Here is a 24,977-nt window from a genome sequence, read left to right as displayed (position 1 = left end):
TTGTGATTAACGACGACCTTCAGCAATAGCGGTAACGGCTTGTAATTCAGCGGCTTCCTGCTCTTGCTGTTCCTGGCGCTCACGCACGTCGAGGATCTGGTTGTTGATCAGACCTTCTTCGATTTCGCGCAGCGCGATTACGGTAGTTTTATCGTTTTCTTCTGGTACAAGCGGATCCTTTCCGCCTGTCTGCATCTGACGAGCGCGACGCGCGGCGACCAGTACCAAGTCAAAACGGTTACCAATTTTCTCTACAGCGTCCTGAACAGTTACGCGTGCCATACTTAAAATGCTCCACAGGTGAAGAAATGACTGGGCATGATACTGAATGTGGGTTCAGTCTGCCAACAGTTTGCTGATTAAAGCGTCATGGCGCTGCTTTTGGCGGCTCATGCGCAGACGTTCGGCGCGAATGATCGTTTTCAAATCGCCCAAGGCAGTATCAAAATCATCATTCACAATCAGATAATCATATTCGGCGTAATGGCTCATTTCTGCAACAGCTTGTGCCATACGTTTTGCGATCACTTCTTCGCTATCCTGACCACGCCCACGCAGGCGACGGTCCAGTTCAATCTTAGAAGGCGGCAAAATAAAAATACTGCGTGCATGCGGCATTTTTTCACGAATTTGCTGCGCACCTTGCCAGTCGATATCTAAAAAGACATCTACGCCCGATGCCAGTACTTGCTCAATTGCCTCACGCGAGGTGCCGTAGTAATTGCCGAATACCTCTGCGTGTTCCAGAAACGCATCTCTGCCAATCATGGTCCTGAATTCATCATGGTTCACAAAGAAATAGTGTTCACCATGCACTTCCCCCGGGCGCGGTGCGCGCGTGGTGTGCGAAACAGAAACCTGGGTGTCATACAACGGTTGGGTCTTTAATAAAGCCTGAATCAGGCTGGATTTACCCGCGCCACTGGGGGCAGAAACAATATAAAGCGTGCCTTGAGCCATGAGTATCTTATGTATGTGATTGTCGAAAGAGAGCCTACATACGGGCTTATTATACACGTAGCCGCTATACGACGTAGTCTTTGTCACACTTTTTGCGCAGGATTATTGCGTTTTGCGTATCTTTTTCCTGTTTTATCGCAGAGTTGCTGCAACAAGTAAAAATGACCGGAAAGCACCTTGCAGGATGGCTTTTTACCACTCGGATTCTCTGCCGCTTCGCGCTATACCTGCCGCGTAATACAACCTACAGCGGAGGTAGTGATGGCAATAAGGAAATACATGGTGCTGATTTTGCTGCTAGGGCACTTACCCGTATGGGCTGTGTGCCCGGTCTGGTCGCCAGCCAGGGCTCATGAGGAAATTTCACAGCTACAACAGCAGATAACCCAGTGGGATGCCAGCTACTGGCAGCAGGGCGTCAGTGCTGTAGACGATGGCGTTTATGACCAACTCAATGCGCAATTACGGCAGTGGCAGCGCTGTTTTGATGAGGAGCCTCAAGCCGAGGTGCCTGCCCCACCGATTAGCGGGACGATATCGCATCCCATTCCCCATACCGGTGTCCGTAAACTTGCAGATAAACCCGCGATACAGCAATGGTTACGTAACCGCAGCGATGTATGGGTACAACCGAAGGTCGATGGGGTTGCGGTGACGCTGGTTTATAAGGATGGCAGTCTTGTCAGGGCGATTAGTCGCGGAAATGGACTTAAAGGGGAAGACTGGACCCAGAAGGTTCGTCGGATCCCATCCATACCGCAGACAACTAAAGGTCTGCTGGCGAACAGCACCTTACAGGGTGAAATATTTCTACAGCAGGAGGGGCATATCCAGCAAAAGAGAGGCGGAATGAACGCCCGCTCGAAGGTGGCAGGAATGCTGATGCGTCAGGATAATCCAGAGTCACTACACTCCCTGGCTGTTTTCATCTGGGCCTGGCCTGATGGCCCAGAGGCGATGCAGGAAAGACTCACGCTGCTCGCTGATGCGGGGTTCGGTTTTACGCAACACTATACTCAGCCCGTGAATAATGCAGATGAGGTCGAGCGTGCCCGTACACATTGGTGGACTTCCACATTGCCTTTCGTGACGGATGGTGTAGTGGTGCGCATGGCAAAAGAGCCGCCAGCACGAAACTGGTTACCCGGACAGGGCGATTGGGTGGTGGCCTGGAAATATTCTCCGGTCGCTCGCGTGTCCGAGGTCATGGATATTCAGTTTTCTGTTGGTAAAAGTGGGAAAATTGCCGTGGTCGCACTACTGGCTCCTGTCATGCTGGATGATAAACGGGTACAGCGTGTCAACGTCGGCTCTGTAAGGCGCTGGAATGAATGGGATATTGCCCCAGGAGATCACCTCCTGATAAGCCTGGCCGGACAGGGCATTCCTCGCATCGATGAAGTTGTCTGGCGCGGCACTCAACGTACTAAACCTACGCCCCCAGAGGGGCACTTCAATTCATTGACCTGTTTTTATGCCACGCCTGAGTGTCAGCAACAGTTTGTTGCTCGACTGGTCTGGCTGAGTGCAAAAGAGGTGCTGGATCTTGAGGGTATCGGCGAGGCGGGGTGGCGGGAACTCCATCAGGCGTATCGCTTTGAACATATCTTTTCGTGGCTGGCATTAACCCCAGAGCAATTACAGTCCGCGCTTGGGGTAAGCAAGGGAGAGAAGCTGTGGCATCAGTTCAATCTGTCACGGCAGCGTCCTTTTACTCGCTGGCTAATCGCCATGGGCATACCGTTAACACAGGTAACACTTAACGCCAGTCACGAGAGTACCTGGCGGCAATTACAGGCGTGCGATGAGAGCCATTGGCGCCAGCTTCCCTCCACGGGAGAGCGTCGTGCCAGGCAGGTGATTCAATGGCGGGATAATCGGCAAGTCAACGCACTAAGTAACTGGTTAGCCGCTCAGCGCGTTACCGGATTTATGCCTTAATGACCTTCATGGTGATAATAGAACACCGGCAGCCCTAGCTTCAGGCGCAGCGCCAATAATCGCGCAGTAAAGCCGAATAGCAGGGTGGAGATAACGACCACATCGTGGTTGGAAACATAATGTTGTAGCACGATGTACAGCACGGCAGCGGCAAATGACACCCCGGCATACAGTTCTTTCTGGAACACCAGCGGAATGCGTTTGCAGAACATATCGCGCAATACGCCACCAAAGACACCGGTGGTGACTGCTGCTACAACGGCAATGATTGGTCCATGTCCCATATCAAGTGCAACCTGTGCGCCGATAATCGAGAACACCACCAGGCCTAGTGCATCCAGTACGAGGAAAATCTTGCGCAGGTAGGGCATGACGGGAGCAATAATTGTGGTTAGCACCGCGGCGGTCGCCACAATAATGACGTACTCAGGATGTTTCACCCAGCCGAGAGGATAATGGCCGAGAAGAATATCACGGACGGACCCGCCGCCAATGGCGGTCGCGGTGGCAATAATAATAACGCCAAATGTATCCATGCGACGACGGCCTGCCGCCAGTGCACCCGTCATGGCTTCAGCAGTGATGCCAATTAAGTATAAAACGTGTAACAGCATGTATTCCCCCTGATTTCCTGGGGGCTAAGGTTAGCGATTTGTGCTCGTTGTCACGATTGAGATTTTCTAAGGCGAAGTGGTTTTAATAACTACAGGTAATTCGAATTTACTAAGCGTGCCAGATGATATGCACTTTAAGCTATAAAAACTGAGTATAGATGATGAGAAAATATAATCCGAAGCGGCGATAAAATAAGCGGATAGTTGAAAAGCAGGCGTAGCGCCGCCATTTTATCGACGGGCTACGTGAGGAGATGACCTATTCGATGTTCTGAATCTGCTCGCGCATTTGCTCGATCAATACCTTCAGCTCAATGGCTGAGTTAGTCACTTCGGCATTGATGGATTTAGAAGCGAGGGTGTTCGATTCACGGTTGAATTCCTGCATCATAAAGTCCAGACGACGGCCGACCGCCTCTTTTTTCTTCAGGATGTTGTAGGTTTCTTTAACGTGGGCTTCCAGACGATCTAATTCTTCCGCCACATCGATACGCTGCGCCATCAGCACCAGCTCTTGTTCAAGACGGTTATTTTCCAGCTGAACCTGTGCGTCTTCGAGTTTGGCAACCAGACGTTCACGCTGCCACTGCAGGATTTCCGGCATATGCGCGCGGACTTTCGCCACTTCGGTGCTGACGCCTTCCAGACGTTGTTCGATTAACGCTTTTAGCGCCTGGCCTTCGGTTTCACGTGCGACAATAAAGTCGTCCAGCGTGCCATCGAGCGCGGCAAGGATCTCTGCGGCAATAGCGTCCAGGTCTTGTTCCTGGGCCGCCATGACACCCGGCCAGCGCAGGATATCAACCGGATTAATTTCGCCTTCATCGCTCTGCATCTTGACCCAGTTTGCGGCGGTGACGAGCTGTTTAGCGAGTTTTTCATTCAGGAGCAACTCACCTTGCGCGCTGGCATCAGGCTCAAAGCGCAACGTACATTCGATTTTACCGCGCGTCAGACGCGTGCGGATGCGTTCGCGTACAACAGGCTCAAGACTACGGAACTGTTCCGGCAGGCGAAAATAGGTTTCCAGATAACGCTGGTTTACCGAGCGCATTTCCCAGGTAGCGCTACCCCATTCACCCTTGATTTCACGCCGGGCGTAGGCGGTCATGCTGCGGATCATAGACGTTCCTGTTTTTGAAGATGAGATGGGAGGATTATAGCCATCCATGTCTTGTCAGGATAGGAATAACCGTCGGAACTCCGTATAATGCGCAGCCACATTCGTTTCAAGCCGGAGATTTTATCATGCGTCCAGCAGGTCGTAGTGCCAACCAGGTGCGTCCCGTCACCCTGACCCGTAATTATACAAAACACGCTGAAGGCTCCGTGCTGGTCGAATTTGGTGATACCAAAGTACTGTGCACCGCTTCGATTGATGAAGGCGTGCCGCGCTTTCTGAAGGGCCAGGGGCAGGGCTGGATCACCGCAGAATATGGCATGTTACCGCGTGCGACTCATACCCGTAACGCACGTGAAGCGGCGAAAGGTAAGCAGGGCGGCCGTACCATGGAAATTCAGCGTCTGATCGCGCGTGCGCTGCGCGCCGCCGTTGACCTGAAAACGCTTGGCGAATTCACCATCACCCTGGACTGCGACGTGATTCAGGCAGACGGCGGTACCCGTACTGCATCCATTACCGGTGCTTGTGTTGCGCTGGCTGATGCGCTGAACAAACTAGTTGCCAGCGGTAAGCTGAAAACCAACCCAATGAAAGGGATGGTTGCTGCGGTGTCCGTGGGTATTGTGAATGGCGAAGCGCTCTGCGATTTAGAGTACGTTGAAGACTCTGCGGCAGAAACCGACATGAACGTGGTGATGACCGAAGATGGTCGCATTATTGAAGTGCAGGGCACGGCGGAAGGCGAACCGTTCAGCCATGAAGAACTTCTCACCCTACTGGCACTGGCCCGAGGGGGAATTGAATCCATCATAACGACGCAGAAGGCGGCGTTAGAAAATTAATTTTAAAGGCGACTGATGAGTCGCCTTTTTTTTGTCTGTTATAAAGTGAGATGAGGAGCGAATCCATGAAACCGTATCAGCGCCAGTTTATTGAGTTTGCGCTTAGCAAGCAGGTACTAAAGTTCGGCGAGTTTACGCTGAAATCCGGGCGTAAGAGCCCCTATTTCTTCAACGCTGGACTGTTTAATACCGGGCGTGACCTGGCACTGTTAGGCCGTTTTTATGCCGAAGCGCTGGTGGATTCCGGTATTGATTTCGATTTGCTGTTTGGCCCGGCGTACAAAGGTATTCCTATTGCCACAACGACCGCCGTTGCGCTGGCAGAACACCACGATAAAGATTTGCCGTACTGCTTTAACCGTAAAGAGGCGAAAACCCACGGCGAAGGCGGTAACCTGGTCGGCAGCGCATTGCAGGGCCGTGTGATGCTGGTGGATGATGTGATCACCGCCGGTACGGCGATTCGTGAGTCGATGGAGATAATCCAGGCGAATGGTGCGATGTTAGCTGGGGTTCTGATTTCTCTCGATCGTCAGGAACGGGGTCGTGGTGAGATTTCCGCTATCCAGGAGGTGGAGCGTGATTATGGGTGCAAGGTCATTTCAATCATTACCCTGAAAGACCTGATTGCGTATCTGGAAGAGAAGACGGAGATGGCGGAACATCTGGCCGCAGTGCGGGCGTATCGTGAAACGTACGGCGTATAATCAGAACTGCCGGATGGCGCTACGCTTATCCGGCCTACGCACTTTCTGTAGACCCGGTAAGCGTAGTAGCGCCACCGGGCAATCAGCGATTACTGCAATTGTGCGACTATCAGCGGCCAGCGGATGTCAAAATCGTCCGTTGGACGGTATTTAAATTCGCTGCGCACAAAACGAGACAGCATACCTTCACAGAAAGCCAGTAACTGGCTGGCCAGCAGCGTTTCATCCATGGCGTAACCTTCACCTTCACGCATCCGTTTTTCTCGCAGAACCTGGCGCAGCTGGGCCTCGATGCGTTCAAACAACTGATTAATGCGGCCCTGCAGACGATCTTGCTCAAACATCAGTGCGTGACCGGTCAGAATACGCGTCAGGCCGGGATTACGTTCACCGAACCCTAAAATCAGCAACACGATCAGACGCAGGCGTGCGCCGGTGTCTTTTTCATCTTTCAAAATCAGGTTGATACGGGTAATCAGACTATCTTCGATAAACTCAATCAGGCTATCGAACATGCGGGTCTTGCTGGGAAAATGGCGATACAATGCCGCTTCGGAAACGCCAACAGAGGCTGCCAGTTTTGCTGTCGTAATGCGTTGGCTTCCATCGCTGGATTCCAGCATCAGCGCCAGAGACTGAAGTATTTCTTCGCGACGATTCCTTTTCGCAGTTTGCTTTTCTACCATGTTACAAAATACCCCTGAAAATAAGCACTTGCCAGGCAGGCATCCACACAGCGACCGCAAACAACTGTTTGCGGTATGTTATTGCGTTATTACGCTGTGGGATACTTCTCTACGGGTTACTTGCGCCCGGAATGGCCGAAGCCGCCTTCGCCACGATCGGTGGCTTCAAATTCTTCCACCAGATTAAATTCAGCCTGCACGACCGGCACAAAGACCATCTGTGCAATACGCTCACCCGGCTCGATAGTGAAGCTGTCCTGGCCACGGTTCCAGACAGATACCATCAGTTGGCCCTGATAATCGGAGTCAATCAAGCCGACCAGGTTGCCGAGGACGATACCGTGCTTATGGCCCAACCCGGAGCGTGGAAGCATCACCGCCGCCAGCGAAGGGTCGGCGATATGAATGGCTAACCCGGTTGGCACCAGCGTCGTCGCGCCCGGAGCCAGTTCTACGGCGTCATCAAGACAGGCGCGCAGGTCAAGTCCGGCAGAGCCAGAGGTGGCGTACGTCGGGAGCGGAAATTGTTGCCCTACGCGTGGGTCCAGAATCTTAACGTCGATTTTTTTCATCATAACGGGTCACGATCTCGTCGAGTAATAATTGGCCCAGGAGTTCTTTACGCTCAAGCGGTAAGACTTTATCTCCATCCTGCCAGAAAAGGTGTAATGCGTTGCTGTCGCTGTTAAATCCTTGAGTAGATAGTGAAACATCGTTTGCACAAATCACATCAAGGTTTTTGCGGATACGTTTTTGCCGGGCATATTCTTCCACATTATTTGTTTCGGCGGCAAACCCAACGACAAAAGGACGATTAGCATTGAGTGCGGCAACCCCGGCGATAATATCCGGGTTTTTGACCATTTTTACTGTGAATTCATCACCCTGCGTCGCCTGCTTTTTGATTTTTTCATGGGCTACGGTTTCTGCGCGATAATCAGCGACGGCGGCACAGCCGATAAAAATATGCTGTTGCTGTACGACTGATTGCACGGCAGCTTCCATTTCGAGCGCCGTAACGACATCAATACGCTGCACCAAAGGCGGCGTGGCTAATGACACGGGACCTGACACCAGCGTGACATTAGCGCCGCGCTTTGCTGCCGCAGCGGCGATGGCGAAACCCATCTTTCCGGAACTGTGGTTAGAAATGTAGCGCACCGGATCAAGCGGCTCGCGTGTTGGGCCAGCCGTAATCATGATGTTGAGATGTTGCAGGGAATTGACAGGTGAAAAATGTTCCGCCGCCACATCCACAATGGTTAACGGATCCAGCATACGGCCAGGGCCAACATCGCCACAGGCCTGGCTGCCGCTGTCGGGTCCCCAAATGAGCAAGCCACGTGACGCGAGAACGCCGAGATTGTGCTGTGTTGCGGCGGCTCGGTACATCTGCTGGTTCATGGCCGGTAAGACGGCAACAGGCGCAGGCGTTGCCAGGCAGATCGTTGACACCAGATCGTTGGCCATGCCAGCGGCAACGCGCGCAATCAAATCAGCCGTGGCGGGGGCCAGGATAACTAAATCGGCCCATTTCCCGAGTTCAATATGACCCATCGCAGCTTCTGCTGCGGGGTCAAGCAAGCTGTCGGAAACGGGGTAGCCCGAAACCGCCTGTAAGCTCAGGGGCGTAATAAACGCTTTTGCCGCCTCGGTCATTGCCACGCGGACGTCTGCGCCACGTTCCCGTAAACGGCGTACCAGCTCGGGGGTTTTGTATGCAGCAATACCGCCACTGACACCAATTACGATTTTTTTACCGGCCAGGCTCATCATGATCTTTCCTGTTGGATTTCACCAGAAGGCGGATATTTTATCACAATCCTCAATGCGAGGTGCTTTTGCCGGGAAGCACTTTGCGAGGCGTCACGAAGAAGTGAAAACAGGACGTCGCTTCATGGCGGGTGTTATGTAACCATTCGCGGGCTAAGGGAGGAGATGCATGGAAGAGATGGAATGTTCGATGCCCCGGGAAAAAATGATGGCGCAGGGGGTAGATTCGCTGACGGATGTTGAGCTATTGGCACTTTTTTTACGTACCGGTTCGCGAGGGAAAGATGTCCTGACGCTGGCAAAAGAAATACTGCAAAATTTTGGTTCTCTGTATGGTCTGTTATCGGCCGATTACATGGATTTCAGCCAGGTTCAGGGTATTGGCGTGGCGAAGTATGCTCAGCTAAAAGGTATTGCCGAATTGGCAAAGCGTTACTACAACGTGCGCGTGATGGAAGAGCGTTCGCTACTGAGTCCCGAAATGGCGCGTGAGTTCCTGCAAAGCCAGTTCTCGCAAGAGGAACGAGAGATCTTTCTGGTGATCTTTCTTGATGCTCAGCATCGTGTGATTAAACACAGCACTCTTTTTTCTGGCACGCTCAGCCATGTCGAGGTACATCCGCGAGAAATTGTCCGTGAGGCGATAAAAATGAATGCGTCGGCGCTGATCCTTGCGCATAATCACCCTTCGGGGTGTGCAGAGCCGAGTAAAGCAGATAAACTTATCACCGAGCGTGTTGTGAAATGCTGTCAGTTCATGGATGTCCGGGTGCTTGATCATCTAGTAATTGGGCGCGGAGAGTACGTTTCTTTTGCGGAACGCGGTTGGATTTAACGCACTTTACGCGATCCATCGGGATCTTTGTCTGTTCGGGACTTGAGCACATCGCTGACTCAGCGTATACTACGCCACCTTTGAGAATCTCGGGTTTGGCATTTGGGCCTGGCAATCGAGAGTTCGCAAATATACGAAATCATTCATTCGGTATCCAACGTTGATGCAGTATGAAAGATTGAGTGTATTGAACTGCGATAACCGGGCTGAGAAGCCTGACGAGGCGCCAATACCCCATACGAAGCTCGAGCTAATTTGATTTTTGGAGAATAGACATGTCCCGAGTCTGCCAAGTTACTGGCAAGCGTCCGGTGACCGGTAACAACCGTTCCCACGCACTGAACGCGACTAAACGCCGTTTCCTGCCTAACCTGCACTCTCACCGTTTTTGGGTTGAGAGCGAGAAGCGTTTTGTCACCCTGCGTGTATCTGCTAAAGGTATGCGTGTTATTGATAAGAAAGGCATCGAAACAGTTCTGTCTGAACTGCGTGCCCGTGGCGAAAAGTACTAAGTACTAAGAGGAAATAAATCATGGCTAAAGGTATTCGTGAGAAAATCAAGCTGGTTTCTTCTGCTGGTACTGGTCACTTCTACACCACCACGAAGAACAAGCGTACTAAGCCGGAAAAACTGGAACTGAAAAAATTCGATCCAGTTGTCCGTCAGCACGTTTTATACAAAGAAGCGAAAATCAAATAATTTTCACTTTGATGTAAAGAAAAACCCTGCCTCGGCGGGGTTTTTTGTTTTCTGGCCGTCCCCATATTAATGAGACCTGATACACCGCCGGAGATGCTATGCCTGAATTACCTGAAGTCGAAACCAGTCGCCGTGGTATTGAGCCGCATCTCGTTGGGGCAACGATTCTGCACGCCATTGTGCGTAATGGGCGTCTGCGTTGGCCGGTATCAGAAGAAATCTATCGTCTTAGTGATAAGCCTGTGCTTAGCGTACAACGTCGTGCGAAGTATCTGCTTTTAGAGCTAGCGGATGGCTGGATTATCATTCATCTGGGCATGTCAGGCAGTTTACGTATTCTTCCTGAAGAACGCCCGGCAGAAAAACACGACCATGTGGATTTGGTGATGAGCAATGGCAAAGTCCTACGCTATACCGATCCCCGGCGGTTTGGGGCGTGGCTATGGACCAAAGAACTGGCGGGACACAATGTTCTCGCGCATCTTGGCCCGGAGCCGCTGAGCGATGATTTCAACGCCAGTTATCTCCAGCAGAAATGCGCGAAGAAGAAAACGGCGATTAAACCCTGGCTGATGGACAACAAGTTAGTGGTGGGGGTTGGCAACATCTATGCCAGCGAGTCGCTGTTTGCGGCTGGTATCCATCCTGACCGCCTGGCATCGTCGCTGTCGGTATCTGAGTGTGAGCTGTTGGTGCGCGTTATCAAGGCGGTTTTGCTTCGCTCTATCGAGCAAGGGGGAACGACGCTGAAGGATTTTCTGCAAAGTGACGGCAAGCCGGGCTATTTTGCCCAGGAGTTGCAAGTCTATGGGCGAGAAGGTGAGCCTTGCCGTGCATGCGGCGCGCCGATCGTTGCGACAAAACATGCACAGCGAACGACATTCTACTGCCGTCGCTGCCAGAAATAGCGTAGATAACGCCTTTACTTCAGCTTGACCATTAACGCCTGGTGCACGTTCGCCGGTAAAAAGTGGGTCACGTCCCCCTGATGGCGGGCGACTTCTTTAACCAGCGATGATGAGATAAATGACCATTCTTTGGAAGGCATCAAAAAGACGCTTTCCAGCTGCGGCATCAGGTGGCGATTCATGTGCGCCAACTGCATTTCATACTCAAAATCTGCCACGGCACGCAGCCCACGAATCAGAACATTTGCCTGTTTATCGCGGGCGAAGTTTGCCATTAAGTCGCTAAACCCCAGTACTTCGACATTGTCGAGATGCGCCGTTGCCTGCTGTGCCAGCTCAACACGCTCTTCCAGAGTAAACATCGGTTTTTTACTGGGACTTGCGGCAATCGCCAGAATCACGTGATCGAACATGCTTGTTGCACGCGTCACGATATCGATATGGCCGTTAGTAATGGGATCGAAGGTTCCTGGATAAATTGCCCGTTTTTGCATGACAACCCTCAGTGCGTTTTGGGTGGCAGGTAAGGTTCCAGCAGCTGCAGCAGACGCTGTAGCGCGCCCTGGTTTTGATACAGAACTTCAACTGCATGACGACCATAGAAATTACGATAATCTGCATCGGTCAGCAACGACGAGATCTCTTTCACCAACGTGGTGGTATCGGTGACGGTGATCAATCCACTTGCCTGCTCAAGTCGGGCGCAAATATCTTTAAAATTAAAAGTATGTGGTCCCATCAGTACGGGAATCGCATGCGCAGCAGCTTCTAATGGGTTATGACCCCCACGTTCAACCAGTGAGCCGCCGACGAACGCCAGGTCGGCAATGCCGTACAGCAGCATCAGTTCGCCCATCGTATCGCCAATAACCACCTGAGTACCTGAAGACGGGACTTCTCCCGAGGACCGTGTGGTATAGCTTAGCCCAGCCTGGCGTACGAGGTTAATGGCATCCGGAAAACGTTCCGGATGTCGTGGAACCAGAATCAGTAACAGATTCGGGAACTGATTTAATAATGCCTGATGCGCGGCGACGATAATGCTTTCTTCACCATCGTGTGTGCTGGTAGCAATCCATACCGGGCGATGTGGTGCCCACTGGCGACGTAACGTGATCGCTTTAGCGGCCAACTGCGGGGTGACGGAAATATCAAATTTCAGACTGCCGGTGACGGTCACCTGATTGCTCTTTGCGCCAAGCGTAATAAAGCGTGCACCATCTTCTTCATTTTGTGCGGCAATCAGCGTAATACGACGTAGTAATCTGCCAACAAATTTACCCAGTTTCGCGTAGCCTGCGGCCGAGCGGGCGGAAAGTCGGGCGTTAGCAATGACCAGAGGAATATGACGTTTGTGGAGTGCCGCGATCAGATTTGGCCACAACTCGGTTTCCATGATTAACACCAGTTTGGGGTCAACTTTGTTCAGGAAACGGTTGAGTGCATCGGGTAAATCGTAAGGTAAATAGACGTGTTGAACGTCAGTACCAAATGCAGACTGGACGCGCTCTGAGCCGGTTGGTGTCATGGTGGTAACCGTGATCGGCAGGTCCGGGTAACGATGTCGCAGGGCGCGGACTAATGGGATCGCCGCCAGTGTTTCGCCCACGGACACAGAATGCAGCATGATGCCGCCTGGCTTTAGTGGACGACGATAAAATCCGTAGCGTTCACCCCAGCGTTTACGGTAGGCCGGAGCCTTACGACCGCGCACCCAAAGCCGTATCCAGATCAAGGGCTGAATAAGGTAGAAAAGGGCGGTGTAAAGCAATTCGAGCATAATAGTGGCTAACCTAGGGATGTGCTGGGGATTCTATGTATTTAACTGTGGCTTTACCATTACTTTTCCAGATTTTAGCTTAAATAGCCTTAAGTGTGGCCCTTCCACTGGGGGAATCTTCATTTTTTTGCGAGCTGATGTTCTCCATTGGCAAAGTAGGTTCGTAAGGAAAAGGAATGCTTCAGTAGTTTATCTATGGTTATGATTTAAAAAGTTAAAATTATAAAATTGTCTAGTTTTTATTCATATCGGATTGAGGTGAAAGAAGTGGTACACTAACGCGCAAAAGTCAGTGCGGTATCAGTAATCAGGTAGCTGTTGAGCCTGGGGCGGTAGCGTGCTTTTTTCTGCTTAACTTAACCAGACAATCACAACAAAAGAGTCGCTTGTGGATAAGTCATTTCGAAGAATCCTGGTCATAAAAATGCGTTTTCACGGAGATATGTTATTAACAACTCCCGTCATTAGTACGCTAAAGCAGAACTATCCCGACGCTAAAATCGATGTGCTTCTTTATGAAGACACTATACCGATCTTGTCTGAAAATCCTGAAATTAATGCCCTTTATGGTATTAAAAATAAAAAGACAAAGTTAACAGGCAAGATTATAAATTTCCTGCAGCTAATCAGAGCATTGAGAGCAAACCGGTATGATTTGATTGTAAATCTTACGGATCAGTGGGTAGTTGCATTACTCATGCGGCTACTGAGTGCGCCAATCAAAATCTCTCAAGACTATGGTCATCGTCAGTCATTTTTCTGGAAAAATAGTTTTACATGCTTAGCTCCGTTGAGTGGTACCAATGTGGTGGAAAGTAATCTGTCTGTATTGACGCCGTTGAAACTGAAATCAATTGTGACACATACGACAATGAGTTACCCACCGGCCAGTTGGGAACGTATGCGGACTGAACTAAATCGAGCTGGGGTTGGTGAAGAGTACGTTGTGATTCAACCGACGGCACGCCAACGTTTCAAATGCTGGAACAACGAAAAGTTTTCAGAGGTAATTGATGCTTTGCACCAGCGTGGCCTGGAGGTAATTCTGACCTCTGGCCCAGACGAGGATGATCTGGCTTGCGTTAATGAAATCGCACAAGGATGTGAACAAAAGCCTGTTACTGCGCTAGCTGGAAAGATGAGTTTTCCTGAACTGGGAGCGGTTATCGATCATGCCCAGCTGTTTATTGGAGTTGACTCTGCACCCGGGCATATTGCAGCAGCAGTTGATACACCATTGATATGCCTGTTTGGTGCAACGGATCATAACTTCTGGCGTCCATGGTCAAATCAGATAATTCAATTCTGGGCCGGCGATTACCGTCCGATGCCCCCACGTGAACAGCGCAATCGCAATGAAATGTATCTTTCGGTGATTCCCGCTGACGATGTTATTGCTGCTGTCGATAAACTATTACCCGGTAGACTTGTGCCGCCACAAGCGGGGAGTCCCGTATGATTGTTGCTTTCTGTTTGTATAAATACTTCCCATTCGGTGGGTTACAGCGTGATTTTATGCGCATTGCGCAAACTGTAGCGGCACGAGGTCACCATGTTCGTGTCTACACGCAGTCCTGGGAAGGTGAGTGTCCTGACGTTTTTGAATTAGTTCTTGTACCGGTAAAGTCCCGGACAAACCATGGCCGCAATGCGGAATATTATTCTTGGGTCCAGGCACATTTACTCCAGCACCCTGTCGAGCGAGTTGTTGGGTTTAACAAAATGCCGGGGCTGGATATTTATTATGCTGCAGATGTTTGTTATTCCGAGAAAGTTGCGCAAGAAAAGAGCATTTTTTATCGTCTGACATCTCGTTATCGCCATTATGCTGAGTTTGAACGTGCGACTTTCCAGCAGGGGCAACCGACACAGCTTCTGATGTTGACGAATAAACAGATAGCGGATTTCCAGAAGCATTATCAGACTGAAGCTGAACGTTTTCATATTCTGCCCCCAGGTATTTATCCGGACCGTAAGTACAGCCAGCAAATTCCGAATAGCAGAGACATTTATCGTCAGAAAAACGGTATTTCGGAGCAGCAGTATTTATTATTGCAAGTTGGTTCTGACTTTACCCGTAAGGGTGTGGATCGCTCTATACGTGCGTTGGCTTCTTTACCTGAGACACTTCGTCAAAATACGTTATTGTTTGTTGTAGGACAGGACAAACCTCGAAAATTTCAGACTCTGGCAGATAAATTGAATGTACATGCTAATGTACGTTTTTTCTCAGGCCGCAATGATGTTGCAGAATTAATGGCTGCGGCTGATTTATTGATGCATCCGGCTTATCAGGAGGCGGCAGGCATTGTGCTACTAGAGGCAATCACTGCAGGGCTGCCGGTTTTGACCACAGCTGTATGCGGTTACGCGCATTATATTGTTGATGCTAACTGTGGTATGGCAATTGCAGAACCATTCCGTCAAGAAACGCTGAATGAAGTCTTACGTAAAGCGCTGGTAGAGCCTTCATTGTGTTCTGAGTGGAGGGAAAATGCACGAAACTATGCGGATACGCAAGATTTATACAGCCTACCGGAGAAAGCAGCGGATATGATTACGGGTGGTTTAGATGGTTGAATTAAAAGAACCGTTAGCCACATTATGGCGCGGGAAAGATGCATTTGAAGAAGTTAAAAATTTACAAGGTGAAGTATTCAGAGAGCTGGAAACTCGCCGTACGCTACGATTTGAACTAGCGGGTAAAAGCTATTTTTTAAAATGGCACAGAGGCACTTCTCTGAAGGAGATTGTTAAAAATCTACTTTCATTACGCATGCCAGTATTAGGTGCTGATAGAGAATGGAATGCTATTCATCGCCTGAGTCAATTGGGCGTGGATACAATGACAGGAGTGGGATTTGGTGAGAAAGGATTGAATCCACTGACTAAAACCTCGTTTATTATTACTGAGGATCTCACTCCAACCATCAGCCTGGAAGATTACTGTGCGGAATGGGCCACAAATTCTCCCGATGTGAAAGTGAAGCGTATGATTATTGATCGTGTTGCCACCATGGTGCGTAAGATGCATGCTGGAGGTATCAATCATCGCGATTGCTATATTTGCCACTTTTTATTACATCTTCCTTTTTCTGGGCATGAGGACGATCTCAAGATTTCAGTGATTGATTTGCACCGTGCTCAGATTCGGTCGACCGTTCCCCGACGCTGGCGTGACAAAGACTTGATTGGTCTCTATTTTTCATCCATGAATATTGGATTAACACAGCGTGATATATATAGATTTCTACGCGTCTATTGCGAGTTGCCATTGAAAAGCATCCTAAGCCAGGAGGCTGATTTGTTCAATGAAGCACAGGTTAAAGCTAATAAAATACGCGAAAGAACAATTCGTAAATCTCTGTGATTAATTTATCCTGAACTATTTGGAATAGGGCATGTGAGAACGTGGTCTATTTCTCAAAAATTGGTAAGAGTCAAATGTCTCAATTTAGTGATAAAGAAGTTATCCTTTCTGTTTTTGAGTACGATTTTTGGGAAAATACTTCTGCTGACTGTTTTAATATCGGTTATGGTATTGACAGGAATTTTTTATTTGGCTGCGGCGTTTCAATAGCCTCTATATTATTGTCGAATAAAAAAATCGATTTCACATTTCATATATTTACTGATTATTTCGATGAGAGTGATAAAGCCAGATTCTCCGATCTGGCTAAACAATATCAATCCTGTATCAAAGTCTACCTAATTGATTGCAATAAATTAAAAGACTTACCTAGTACCAAAAATTGGACTTATGCAACATACTTCCGTTTTGTTATTGCAGATTATTTTTATAATAAGGTAGATAAATTATTATACCTTGATGCTGATATTGCTTGCCAGGGTTGTGTACGAGAACTGGTCGATTATAAGTTTTCCGCAGATGAGATCGCTGTCGTTGTAACGGAAAGAGATTCCGAATGGTGGCATAATCGTTCTGTAACGCTGGCCACTCCAGAATTAACTGCCGGATACTTTAATGCTGGGTTCTTACTTATCAATATCAACGCATGGCACAGTAATAATATCTCTTCCCGAGCCATCGAAATGTTGCGTATTCCAGAATGGGTGGAAAGAATAACTCATCTTGATCAAGATGTCCTTAATGTGTTGTTAGCCGGAAAAGTAACTTTTATCAATGGTAAATACAATACTCGCTTTAGCATTAATTATGAACTGAAAGATAAAGTAGTCAACCCTGTTAATAATGAAACTGTCTTCATTCATTATGTAGGACCGACTAAACCCTGGCATGAGTGGTCCAACTATCCGGTATCGAAGAGTTTTTTAGTTGCGAAAGAGGCCTCGCCCTGGCATTCAGTAGCGCTTCTCAAACCGACCAATAGTAACCAATTCAGATATTGTGCAAAGCATAAATTTAAACAAGGGTTATACGTTCAGGGACTGTATAGCTACTTTAATTATTATCTGACTAAGTTGAAAGGTTAACTGCTGGTTAAGTGCATTACTAAAATCATCCATAACTATGCAGAACTTGGCCGCTGAAAAATATAGCTGAAATAATTAAAGGTAATTAAATTGGACTTCAAAAGGTTAACTAACTTCAAAGATATCATTGAGTTAGACAGACGTGTTACTCCATGTGATGATCGTGACACTTTTAATATTTCATGGGGGATCGATAAAAATTACCAAACTGGTGCGGCAATCTCTATTGCATCTATCCTTGAAAATAATAAAGAGAGTAATATTAATTTTACCTTTCATATTATTGCGGATTATTTAGAGCAAGATTATATTGCACTTTTGACACAGTTAGCAGAACAGTATAAAACAGTTATTAAGCTATATCATATTGATTCTGAACCGTTGGTGTCACTGCCTAAAACAAATATATGGCCAGTGTCAATATACTATCGCTTGCTTTCATTTGATTACTTTTCTGAACGATTAGATCGACTGCTATATCTAGATGCTGATATTACGTGTAAAGGCTCTTTAGAGGATCTTGCCGCTCTGAAATTTGATGGGGAATATGGTGCGGTCGTAGTAGATGTTGATTCCATGCAGGCTAAAAGCGCAGAACGTTTACATAACCCTGAGTTTAAAGGCAACTACTTTAACTCGGGGGTCATGTATATAAACTTGCAACAATGGCTTAACTCTAGTTTGACGAAGAGATTTTTTGAACTATTGTCAGATGAAAATATAGTTTCCAAAGTAAAATATCCTGATCAAGATATTTTAAATATTATGTTTTTGCATCATGCGGTATTATTACCGAGAAAATTTAACTCAATTTACTCATTGAAGTCTGAGTTTGAAATTAAAAATAAAAATCATTATAAATCAGTGATTAATGAAGAGACAGTATTTATTCATTATACTGGTGTAACAAAACCATGGCACGAGTGGGCTGATTATTCCTCAGCACAGTTTTTCCGCACAGTATATGAGAAGTCACCATGGAAGAATCAGCCTTATCAAGTTGCAAAACAAAAGCATGAATATAGAGAAAAATATAAGCATCTTCTTTATCAAAATAAAATAATTCCAGGCCTGATCGCAGCAATTAAATATAAGACAATGTGAAGGTGATCTTTATGATTGATAAAATCATATTTACTGTAACCCCTATTTATTCTATTCCACCACGTGGTGCCGCGGCAGTTGAGACCTGGATGTATCAGGTTGCACAGAGAACTCAATTCCCTAATCGTATTGTCTGCATAAAGAATGAAGGATATTCTGATTATTCTTACGTAAACGAACGATGCAGTATTCATCGCATAGGATTTAGTCCGTTATATAAGCGTATTTTCCAAAAGTGGACCCGACTGGATCCGGTACCTTATTCAAAGCGCATACTGAAAGTTGCTGAAAAGTTTGAGATAACCGATCAAAGTGTGATTGTTGTCCATAACAGTATGAAGCTATATCGACAAATTCGTTCGCGAGCTCCTCAGGCAAGAGTTGTGATTCATATGCATAATGCTTTTGAACCTAAGTTGCTCGATCAAAAAGTTAAGATGATCGTACCAAGTTTGTTTTTGAAGAATTATTATCAATCTTATCTTCCTGAAGCTGATATTGTTATTGTACCTAATGGTATTGACTTGGATATCTATCAATCGTCCTATGAATCAATATCAAAGAGTAAATTAAATATTTCCCCAGAAAGCAAGGTGGTATTTTTTGCTGGACGCATAGTACCTGATAAAGGTGTTCTCTTGCTTCTGCAGGCTTTTGAAAAGCTGCAACATGAAAACAAAAATCTGAATCTTGTGGTCGTTGGTGATCACATGGAAGTAAGTAAGAATGATAAAGGTGATTATCAGCGCGAAGTGCGGGAGATAGCTGAGCGTCTCAAACCACATTGCATTATGTTGGGTAGTATCTCTCCCGAGAAAATGCACTATTACTATCCACTGGCAGACATAGTAGTGATTCCTTCGCAGTTTCAGGAGCCATTTTGTATGGTGGCAATTGAGGCTATGGGTGCCGGGAGGCCTGTATTAGTCAGCACTCGAGGCGGCATGATTGAGTTTGTTAAAGATAAGATTACAGGCTATCACTTAACAGAGCCGATGACTGCAGACACTATTGCTGAGGATATCACCAGGGTCATGCTGGAAAGTGATTTACCGGATACGGCCCAACGAGGGCAGCAATACGTCTTTAAAAACTATAGCTGGTCTGCTGTTACGCAACGTTTTGAAGAGGTTATTTGTAACTGGTTCGAGTGATAAAAAGGCTACATATAGTAGCCTTTTTTAATGATTTATTTATTCTTCAGGGCTAACAGTAACCCAGCAAAAATACCCAACAGATCTAATTCAATCTGCTCAACGTTACCGCGAATAATAAAATAACCGACAAATGAAAGTAAAATTATCATATAAGCATTGTATGGGGAGTGATAATTCTCCCTAAATGCATGCGTGACGCACTCTCTCACAATGCTTGTGTACACCAGTATTAATCCCAGAAGTCCAAGCAACCCTGTACCAAACCAGACAAAGAGAATAAGGTTGTGTGGTCCAATTGACTCGCGGAATGTCCAGTTTGGATAATCAACAACACGCTTGTTGTACACTATCTTATAAGCATTGTTACCAAAGCCATAGCCTATAACCGGGTTTTCAAGGATTAGGTCAAACGCACTTCCTTGGGTACCATTAGTATAGCGGTATGAGCTGTCAGTTTGCTGTAATTTAACTGTCAGGTTTTCTGATATATCTTTGTGTGAAAAAATAGCTGTCAGAGCAACAATGGCGACGAGTACTCCAACAAGACACAATCGCCATTGTTTATAAATAACTATCCATGTAAGAGCGATGATAAATACAGATAACCAAGCGCCACGGGACAATGTTCCGAGAATTAGAAAGGTATAAATTGCCCCTAGCGTCAGGAATAATATACGGTATTTTGCTGATTTAAGTAACCATAGATTCAGAAGCGCGGGAAATAAAAATACCATTGCGTCTGAAATTCCGCGATGTTGATAATTAGTAAAAGGCATGATTCCTTGCTGATAGTCCTGATAATAAAGGACAAGTTCTGAAAGGCATCGCAAACTAAGAGCTGTAAGGAACGAGAAGAATATCAACTTTGAAATGGTTTCTTTGCTTTCTTCTCTTAATAATACAGGGATCGCAATAGTGCATAATAAAACATTTTCAACAACAGAGTTGTTTATCTCTTTCAGGCTAGCTTTTAGTTCAGGAGTGAACATTAAAGAGATGAAAGTAGCGATTACAAGAAATAATACACTTGAAAAAATAAATGTTTTAAAAGTTGAAATGTAATGACGAGGATTTTTGCATAAATAGACTATCGTAGTGATTGTCATCAGTATGACAATCAAATGTTTATAACGTGTAATATCACCTAAGAAATAGGTGGCGATAAAAAGAAATACAAGTCCTCTATTCCAGTTTACCTTCCAGTTTTTATTCTCATTTAAAAAAAAATTTGTTAGAGTCATCATTTCTCCGACACCGGCAGACAATTATTCAAGAATTCACAATTAATTGATCTAAATACGGTCGAAGAATGCAAGTCTGAAAGGTTTTCACTTCCTGAGCGACATACCACTTGATTCTTCCCATACCCACCAATCAATCCTGGGTCTGTTGGACCGTACAACGTAATATTAGGGCGATCCAGCGCAGCGGTTAAATGGCTCAGGCCTGTATCAACCGACACCACAAATTTTGCCCCCGCCAATACGCGAGCGACCTCTTCAAGAGTCATCCGTGGAAGAACATCAACATAAGAAAAACCATCCGCCAGCCTAAGGGCCCGTGCTTCTTCATGGGGAGCACCCCAGGGCAGTTTAATACGTATGCCAGCGTTATTTAACAGGCCAATTAGCTCCCGCCAGTTGGCTTCTGGCCAGTGTTTATCATCACGCGTCGTGGCATGCAGAAATACGGCATACTGCCCTGTCTCAGCATTACCTTCTTTCAGAAAATGTTGAGCGATAGCGTAATCACCCTGCGACTGCGGTTTGGCATATCCCAGACTTTTGGCGAACAGCTCACGCGTACGTTCTACCGCGTGCTGCTGCCGGGCAATGTGATGTTTGCGATTATAAAACAGGCTAGCCAAGGGTTCACGTGCCGTGCTCCAGTCCATACCATGCTTGATGCCACGCGCCAGACGCGTAACCAACGCTGCGCTTTTAACCAAACCCTGCGCATCAATTATCGCGTCATACTGGCGTAAACGCATCGCATCACGAAAGGCTTTACGCTCGGCTTTAATCGGCGCTGAAAACCAGGCTTTACGCCAACGACGAATCGCCACTGGGATCACGCGGTCAACGGCCGTATGCCAGGTTGGGATCTGCGCGAAACCCTCTTCCACTACCCAATCAAATTGAATATCCGGCATGACCTGCTGCGCATCAGTTAATGCAGGTAACGTATGCAGTACATCGCCCATAGACGATGTTTTAACGATCAGTACCCGCATCCGTCAGGCTTCCTCTTGTAACAACAGGTCGTTGAGTTCTTTCAGTACGCGCTGGGGGGTAATGTCAATCAGGCTCTGATGATAGCCTTCTGCCGCATCGCCCTTGCGTACTTTGTGATAACCTGTAATCAGGCGAATCACGCGCGCCTTGTGTGAAAGAGGCGGAGTGAAATCCGGGCTGCTGGGGCCGTATAATGCGACCAATGGGCGGTTTAGCGCGGCGGCAACGTGCATTAATCCAGAGTCGTTGGTGACCACCGCTTTGCAGGCTGCGAGAAGGATGACGGCCTGCTCCAGCTGTGTTTCGCCCGCCAGATTACGGCACCATGCCTGCTGCTCAACGTTCAGCGTCGCCAGGATCTCATTTCCGGCCTCATGGTCTTTTGCCGAGCCAAACAGCACAATCTGATGGCCCTCATCGATCAATTGCTTCGCCAGTTCTGCGTAGTGGTAATGTGGCCATCGTTTTGCAGGGCCAAATTCAGCGCCAGGGCAAAAGCCGATGATGGGGCGTTCGGCAGAGAGGGAAAACTGACTACAGGTCAGTGATTTCTCGCCTTCGCTGACCTGCAACTGCGGCCATAGCAGAGGCTGCGGCAAATCTTTGGCTGTCAGCATCACGCCTTTATCATAAGCCAGGGCCACATAGCGCTCGACCATCAGCGGCCATGCGTCTTTATCCAGCACGCGCGCATCGTTTAGCAGACCGTAGCGCATTTCGCCACGCCAACCTGTACGATGGGGAATGCCAGCAAAGAACGGCACCAGAGCTGATTTAAACGAGTTAGGCAGCACATAGGCGCGGTCATAGCGCTTTTCACGCAGGCTGTGACCGAGTTTACGGCGTTCGCCGACCTCCAGCGCGCCATGACCCAACGGCATGGCGATAGCTTCGTTGACTTCAGGCATGCGCGACAGCAGCGGACGGCACCACGCAGGTGCCATCACGTCGATTATCGCCTGGGGATAGCGCGCCTTAAGCGTGCGATAGAGACTTTGCGACATCATCATGTCGCCCACCCAGGACGGGCCCACCACCAGAATCCTCATTGATTGCCTGCCTTACGCGTCGCGGTTCAGCCAAGCCATATATTCCGTGACGCCTTCGGCGACGGTTTTAAACGGCTTATCATAGCCCGCTGCGCGCAGGTTAGTCAGATCGGCCTGGGTAAATGCCTGGTAGCGACCTTTCAGTTTTTCCGGGAATGGGATGTACTCAATGCTGCCTTTGTTGTGATACGCAAGCGTTGCATCGGCAACGGCCTGGAAAGATTCCGCACGACCGGTACCGAGGTTAAAGATGCCGGAAACCCCGTTTTCCAGGAACCACAGGTTTACCGCAGCCACATCGCCGACATAAACGAAATCACGTTTGAAGTTTTCACTGCCTTCGAACAGTTTTGGTGTTTCGCCATTGTTGAGCTGGGTATTGAGGTGGAAGGCGACACTCGCCATGCTGCCTTTATGGCCTTCACGTGGTCCGTAGACGTTGAAATAGCGGAAGCCAACAATCTGAGAGTTCGCTTCTGGCAGGATCTGACGAACGTACTCGTCGAACAGGAATTTTGAGTAACCGTAGACGTTCAGCGGCTTCTCATATTCACGGGATTCGATGAAATCAGAAGTGCGACCGCCATAAGTGGCGGCAGAAGACGCGTACAGGAACGGGATTTCACGCTCCAGGCAGTAGTGCAGCAGCTCTTTGGAGTATTGATAGTTGTTATCCATCATATACTTGCCGTCCCACTCGGTGGTGGAAGAGCATGCGCCTTCGTGGAAAATCGCTTCGATATCGCCGAAATCTTCCCCGGCCATAATCTGGATCAGGAAGTCTTCCTTGTCCATGTAGTCAGCAATATTCAGATCCACCAGGTTAACAAACTTGGTGCCGTCTTTCAGGTTGTCCACCACCAGGATGTCGGTGATGCCTTTATCATTCAGGGACTTAACGATGTTGCTGCCGATAAAGCCCGCGCCGCCGGTAACGATGATCATAAATGTAACCTTCGAATTATGGAGTCAGAGACAATCTCAGACACTAATGTTTGTAATCATACCATCACATCGGCATCCCTTCAGCCTCTTAAGTAAGATGGCGAGTCGGCAGACGGTCTATAAACACTGGCATAAGAATGCTTATTTAATGGTTATTATTTGTATTGAATTATTCTTAAATGCATTGCGGTTTTTTAATAACCACCCATGTATATTATATGTACAAAAACAAAAGCTATGTGATATAATATTTTTTTTATTAATGGTTTGATATGGCTATGAAATCATCTACCACTATTGTTACAGCATATTTTGATATCGGTAGGGGGGAGTGGACTGTTAATAAAGGCTTCCGTGAAAAACTATCCCGATCTTCTGATGTCTATTTTGATTACTTCAAGCGGTTAGCCGCTTTAGAAAACGATATGGTTATTTTTACTTCGCCTGAGTTTGAAGCCAGAATTGCGGAAATACGCAAAGGTAAGCCCACAAAAATTATAACTATAGATTTAGATAATAAATTCAAACACATTAAAAATAAAATTAGACAAATCCAGCAGGATGATGCCTTTAAGAGTAAGTTAGAAACTCGACAGCTTGGTAACCCTGAATACTGGTCTCCAGAATATGTGTTGATCACTAATTTAAAAGCATATTTTGTAGCTAAAGCTATTAATTTAGGCTTAGTTAATACTCCGATGGTTGCATGGATCGACTTCGGGTATTGTCGTAAACCTCAGGTCACTGGCGGTTTAAAGGTATGGGATTTCCCATTTGATCGTAATAAAATGCATCTCTTTACGATTAAAAAAGGCTTGGTTGTATCATCAATAAAGCAAGTGTTTGACTTTATGATTGGGAATCATATTTATATTATCGGTGGCGCTATTGTTGGCTCTCAGGAAAAATGGAAAGAGTTTTATTCATTAGTCACTGAATGCCAAAAAGAGACCCTCAGAAATAATATTGTTGATGATGATCAGGGTATTTTTGTTATGTGTTATTACAAGCGCCCTGCGCTATTAATGCTTAATTACCTTGGTCGTGGCAAATGGTTCGATCTGTTCCGTGTTTATCGGCGAACCGCGTTAGGTGCAAAACTCCAGGCACTACGAATTTTTCTGACCCGAAAGTAGTGGTTCGAATGGGATCTAAGGGTTACCT

At 47.4% G+C, this 24,977-nt stretch carries 27 protein-coding genes; 14 read left to right on the top strand and 13 right to left on the bottom strand.

Translation table 11 applies throughout. From position 1 onward, the window contains the following. Positions 1–6 precede the first annotated feature (6 nt). On the bottom strand, positions 7–282 hold the full coding sequence (gene rpoZ, locus FDW88_RS10440) for a DNA-directed RNA polymerase subunit omega (RefSeq protein WP_002442542.1): 276 nt from the start codon (positions 280–282) through the stop codon (positions 7–9). Positions 283–336: 54 nt separating this feature from the next. After that, complete coding sequence (gmk, locus tag FDW88_RS10435; RefSeq protein ID WP_005122601.1) at positions 337–960, bottom strand: guanylate kinase; 624 nt, start codon at positions 958–960, stop codon at positions 337–339. A 261-nt stretch (positions 961–1,221) separates the two neighbouring features. Here gmk and ligB point away from each other — a divergent pair, with 261 nt between their 5' ends. Further along, positions 1,222–2,901 (top strand): NAD-dependent DNA ligase LigB, encoded by a 1,680-nt coding sequence (gene ligB / locus FDW88_RS10430; protein ID WP_137362513.1) that lies wholly within the window; start codon positions 1,222–1,224, stop codon positions 2,899–2,901. On the opposite strand, the gene FDW88_RS10425 is transcribed toward ligB, so the two are convergent. Next, positions 2,898–3,515 carry a trimeric intracellular cation channel family protein gene (locus FDW88_RS10425; RefSeq protein ID WP_096759068.1) on the bottom strand — a complete coding sequence of 206 codons (618 nt, stop codon included), beginning with the start codon at positions 3,513–3,515 and terminating at the stop codon, positions 2,898–2,900. The two genes, ligB and FDW88_RS10425, sit on opposite strands and share 4 nt — an antisense overlap. Positions 3,516–3,774: 259 nt before the next feature. After that, entirely contained in the window at positions 3,775–4,638 is an 864-nt protein-coding gene (locus FDW88_RS10420; RefSeq protein WP_096759071.1) for a YicC/YloC family endoribonuclease, read from the bottom strand. 125 nt (positions 4,639–4,763) lie between these two features. On the opposite strand from FDW88_RS10420, the gene rph reads away from it, so the two are divergent. Together rph and pyrE are read left to right on the top strand one after the other, a co-directional pair. Next, entirely contained in the window at positions 4,764–5,480 is a 717-nt protein-coding gene (gene rph / locus FDW88_RS10415) for a ribonuclease PH (protein WP_115257161.1), read from the top strand. Between the two features lie 65 nt (positions 5,481–5,545). Beyond that, positions 5,546–6,187 (top strand): orotate phosphoribosyltransferase, encoded by a 642-nt coding sequence (gene pyrE, locus FDW88_RS10410; RefSeq protein WP_137362512.1) that lies wholly within the window; start codon positions 5,546–5,548, stop codon positions 6,185–6,187. A gap of 89 nt (positions 6,188–6,276) precedes the next feature. Here pyrE and slmA read toward each other — a convergent pair whose 3' ends face one another. From slmA to coaBC, 3 genes are all read right to left on the bottom strand, one after another. Beyond that, positions 6,277–6,873 carry a nucleoid occlusion factor SlmA gene (slmA, locus tag FDW88_RS10405; protein WP_096759074.1) on the bottom strand — a complete coding sequence of 199 codons (597 nt, stop codon included), beginning with the start codon at positions 6,871–6,873 and terminating at the stop codon, positions 6,277–6,279. Positions 6,874–6,989: 116 nt separating this feature from the next. Beyond that, positions 6,990–7,448, bottom strand: coding sequence for a dUTP diphosphatase (gene dut, locus FDW88_RS10400; protein ID WP_003827259.1), 459 nt, complete (start codon positions 7,446–7,448; stop codon positions 6,990–6,992). Further along, positions 7,426–8,646, bottom strand: coding sequence for a bifunctional phosphopantothenoylcysteine decarboxylase/phosphopantothenate--cysteine ligase CoaBC (gene coaBC / locus FDW88_RS10395; protein WP_137362537.1), 1,221 nt, complete (start codon positions 8,644–8,646; stop codon positions 7,426–7,428). The genes dut and coaBC overlap by 23 nt, the downstream gene beginning before the upstream one ends. 169 nt (positions 8,647–8,815) lie before the next feature. Here coaBC and radC point away from each other — a divergent pair, with 169 nt between their 5' ends. From radC to mutM, 4 genes are all read left to right on the top strand, one after another. Next, a complete protein-coding gene (radC, locus tag FDW88_RS10390) occupies positions 8,816–9,481 on the top strand; it encodes a DNA repair protein RadC (RefSeq protein WP_137362511.1) in 666 nt (221 codons plus the stop codon). A gap of 275 nt (positions 9,482–9,756) precedes the next feature. After that, positions 9,757–9,993 (top strand): 50S ribosomal protein L28, encoded by a 237-nt coding sequence (gene rpmB, locus FDW88_RS10385; protein WP_003024071.1) that lies wholly within the window; start codon positions 9,757–9,759, stop codon positions 9,991–9,993. Positions 9,994–10,013: 20 nt separating this feature from the next. After that, entirely contained in the window at positions 10,014–10,181 is a 168-nt protein-coding gene (gene rpmG, locus FDW88_RS10380) for a 50S ribosomal protein L33 (protein WP_003024094.1), read from the top strand. A gap of 98 nt (positions 10,182–10,279) precedes the next feature. After that, entirely contained in the window at positions 10,280–11,089 is an 810-nt protein-coding gene (mutM, locus tag FDW88_RS10375; protein ID WP_115257164.1) for a bifunctional DNA-formamidopyrimidine glycosylase/DNA-(apurinic or apyrimidinic site) lyase, read from the top strand. A gap of 14 nt (positions 11,090–11,103) precedes the next feature. On the opposite strand, the gene coaD is transcribed toward mutM, so the two are convergent. Then, complete coding sequence (gene coaD / locus FDW88_RS10370) at positions 11,104–11,583, bottom strand: pantetheine-phosphate adenylyltransferase (protein WP_115257165.1); 480 nt, start codon at positions 11,581–11,583, stop codon at positions 11,104–11,106. An 8-nt stretch (positions 11,584–11,591) separates the two neighbouring features. Then, positions 11,592–12,869, bottom strand: a complete 1,278-nt coding sequence (gene waaA, locus FDW88_RS10365; RefSeq protein ID WP_115257166.1) for a lipid IV(A) 3-deoxy-D-manno-octulosonic acid transferase — start codon at positions 12,867–12,869, stop codon at positions 11,592–11,594. Between the two features lie 388 nt (positions 12,870–13,257). On the opposite strand from waaA, the gene rfaQ reads away from it, so the two are divergent. The 6 genes from rfaQ (at position 13,258) to FDW88_RS10335 (ending at position 19,582) form a co-directional block, all read left to right on the top strand. Then, the gene (rfaQ, locus tag FDW88_RS10360; protein ID WP_137362510.1) at positions 13,258–14,328 is read left to right on the top strand and encodes a lipopolysaccharide core heptosyltransferase RfaQ; all 1,071 of its coding nucleotides are present in this window, start codon (positions 13,258–13,260) and stop codon (positions 14,326–14,328) included. Beyond that, entirely contained in the window at positions 14,325–15,449 is a 1,125-nt protein-coding gene (locus tag FDW88_RS10355) for a glycosyltransferase family 4 protein (RefSeq protein ID WP_137362509.1), read from the top strand. Before rfaQ ends, FDW88_RS10355 begins: the two co-directional genes overlap by 4 nt. Next, positions 15,442–16,239, top strand: coding sequence for a lipopolysaccharide core heptose(I) kinase RfaP (gene rfaP, locus FDW88_RS10350; protein ID WP_043018738.1), 798 nt, complete (start codon positions 15,442–15,444; stop codon positions 16,237–16,239). Before FDW88_RS10355 ends, rfaP begins: the two co-directional genes overlap by 8 nt. A 74-nt stretch (positions 16,240–16,313) precedes the next feature. Further along, on the top strand, positions 16,314–17,324 hold the full coding sequence (gene waaO / locus FDW88_RS10345; RefSeq protein ID WP_137362536.1) for a lipopolysaccharide 3-alpha-galactosyltransferase: 1,011 nt from the start codon (positions 16,314–16,316) through the stop codon (positions 17,322–17,324). A gap of 90 nt (positions 17,325–17,414) precedes the next feature. Then, positions 17,415–18,428: a glycosyltransferase gene (locus tag FDW88_RS10340; RefSeq protein ID WP_137362508.1), complete on the top strand. Its 1,014-nt coding sequence runs from the start codon at positions 17,415–17,417 to the stop codon at positions 18,426–18,428. An 11-nt stretch (positions 18,429–18,439) separates the two neighbouring features. Beyond that, positions 18,440–19,582 carry a lipopolysaccharide N-acetylglucosaminyltransferase gene (locus FDW88_RS10335; RefSeq protein ID WP_137362507.1) on the top strand — a complete coding sequence of 381 codons (1,143 nt, stop codon included), beginning with the start codon at positions 18,440–18,442 and terminating at the stop codon, positions 19,580–19,582. 35 nt (positions 19,583–19,617) lie between these two features. On the opposite strand, the gene rfaL is transcribed toward FDW88_RS10335, so the two are convergent. Genes rfaL through rfaD form a run of 4 tightly spaced genes read right to left on the bottom strand, consistent with a single transcriptional unit; the run spans position 19,618 to position 23,813 of the window. After that, on the bottom strand, positions 19,618–20,826 hold the full coding sequence (rfaL, locus tag FDW88_RS10330; protein WP_137362535.1) for an O-antigen ligase RfaL: 1,209 nt from the start codon (positions 20,824–20,826) through the stop codon (positions 19,618–19,620). Then, entirely contained in the window at positions 20,826–21,818 is a 993-nt protein-coding gene (gene rfaC, locus FDW88_RS10325) for a lipopolysaccharide heptosyltransferase RfaC (protein WP_137362506.1), read from the bottom strand. The genes rfaL and rfaC overlap by 1 nt, the downstream gene beginning before the upstream one ends. 3 nt (positions 21,819–21,821) lie before the next feature. Next, entirely contained in the window at positions 21,822–22,868 is a 1,047-nt protein-coding gene (gene rfaF, locus FDW88_RS10320; protein ID WP_137362505.1) for an ADP-heptose--LPS heptosyltransferase RfaF, read from the bottom strand. Between the two features lie 12 nt (positions 22,869–22,880). Beyond that, positions 22,881–23,813, bottom strand: coding sequence for an ADP-glyceromanno-heptose 6-epimerase (gene rfaD / locus FDW88_RS10315; RefSeq protein WP_043018732.1), 933 nt, complete (start codon positions 23,811–23,813; stop codon positions 22,881–22,883). Positions 23,814–24,091: 278 nt separating this feature from the next. Here rfaD and yibB point away from each other — a divergent pair, with 278 nt between their 5' ends. Then, positions 24,092–24,949, top strand: coding sequence for a protein YibB (gene yibB / locus FDW88_RS10310; protein WP_137362534.1), 858 nt, complete (start codon positions 24,092–24,094; stop codon positions 24,947–24,949). Positions 24,950–24,977 lie beyond the last annotated feature (28 nt).

Origin of the sequence: Citrobacter sp. wls829 (assembly GCF_005280825.1) — a bacterium.
Taxonomy (GTDB): Bacteria; Pseudomonadota; Gammaproteobacteria; order Enterobacterales; family Enterobacteriaceae; genus Citrobacter; species Citrobacter gillenii.
Note: the sequence above shows the minus strand (reverse complement) of the source record. Positions and strands in the feature narration are given on the sequence as shown.

Coding starts and splice junctions, on each gene's coding strand:
- rfaC (WP_137362506.1), bottom strand. CDS start 21,818: ATGCGGGTACTGATCGTTAAAACATCGTCTATGGGCGATGTACTGCAT.
- rfaP (WP_043018738.1), top strand. CDS start 15,442: ATGGTTGAATTAAAAGAACCGTTAGCCACATTATGGCGCGGGAAAGAT.
- ligB (WP_137362513.1), top strand. CDS start 1,222: ATGGCAATAAGGAAATACATGGTGCTGATTTTGCTGCTAGGGCACTTA.
- gmk (WP_005122601.1), bottom strand. CDS start 960: ATGGCTCAAGGCACGCTTTATATTGTTTCTGCCCCCAGTGGCGCGGGT.
- dut (WP_003827259.1), bottom strand. CDS start 7,448: ATGATGAAAAAAATCGACGTTAAGATTCTGGACCCACGCGTAGGGCAA.
- rfaF (WP_137362505.1), bottom strand. CDS start 22,868: ATGAGGATTCTGGTGGTGGGCCCGTCCTGGGTGGGCGACATGATGATG.
- FDW88_RS10335 (WP_137362507.1), top strand. CDS start 18,440: ATGATTGATAAAATCATATTTACTGTAACCCCTATTTATTCTATTCCA.
- rfaD (WP_043018732.1), bottom strand. CDS start 23,813: ATGATCATCGTTACCGGCGGCGCGGGCTTTATCGGCAGCAACATCGTT.
- rpoZ (WP_002442542.1), bottom strand. CDS start 282: ATGGCACGCGTAACTGTTCAGGACGCTGTAGAGAAAATTGGTAACCGT.
- radC (WP_137362511.1), top strand. CDS start 8,816: ATGGAAGAGATGGAATGTTCGATGCCCCGGGAAAAAATGATGGCGCAG.
- waaA (WP_115257166.1), bottom strand. CDS start 12,869: ATGCTCGAATTGCTTTACACCGCCCTTTTCTACCTTATTCAGCCCTTG.
- rpmG (WP_003024094.1), top strand. CDS start 10,014: ATGGCTAAAGGTATTCGTGAGAAAATCAAGCTGGTTTCTTCTGCTGGT.
- pyrE (WP_137362512.1), top strand. CDS start 5,546: ATGAAACCGTATCAGCGCCAGTTTATTGAGTTTGCGCTTAGCAAGCAG.
- FDW88_RS10355 (WP_137362509.1), top strand. CDS start 14,325: ATGATTGTTGCTTTCTGTTTGTATAAATACTTCCCATTCGGTGGGTTA.
- FDW88_RS10420 (WP_096759071.1), bottom strand. CDS start 4,638: ATGATCCGCAGCATGACCGCCTACGCCCGGCGTGAAATCAAGGGTGAA.
- mutM (WP_115257164.1), top strand. CDS start 10,280: ATGCCTGAATTACCTGAAGTCGAAACCAGTCGCCGTGGTATTGAGCCG.
- FDW88_RS10425 (WP_096759068.1), bottom strand. CDS start 3,515: ATGCTGTTACACGTTTTATACTTAATTGGCATCACTGCTGAAGCCATG.
- coaD (WP_115257165.1), bottom strand. CDS start 11,583: ATGCAAAAACGGGCAATTTATCCAGGAACCTTCGATCCCATTACTAAC.
- waaO (WP_137362536.1), top strand. CDS start 16,314: ATGTCTCAATTTAGTGATAAAGAAGTTATCCTTTCTGTTTTTGAGTAC.
- rfaL (WP_137362535.1), bottom strand. CDS start 20,826: ATGACTCTAACAAATTTTTTTTTAAATGAGAATAAAAACTGGAAGGTA.
- rph (WP_115257161.1), top strand. CDS start 4,764: ATGCGTCCAGCAGGTCGTAGTGCCAACCAGGTGCGTCCCGTCACCCTG.
- rpmB (WP_003024071.1), top strand. CDS start 9,757: ATGTCCCGAGTCTGCCAAGTTACTGGCAAGCGTCCGGTGACCGGTAAC.
- coaBC (WP_137362537.1), bottom strand. CDS start 8,646: ATGAGCCTGGCCGGTAAAAAAATCGTAATTGGTGTCAGTGGCGGTATT.
- slmA (WP_096759074.1), bottom strand. CDS start 6,873: ATGGTAGAAAAGCAAACTGCGAAAAGGAATCGTCGCGAAGAAATACTT.
- yibB (WP_137362534.1), top strand. CDS start 24,092: ATGAAATCATCTACCACTATTGTTACAGCATATTTTGATATCGGTAGG.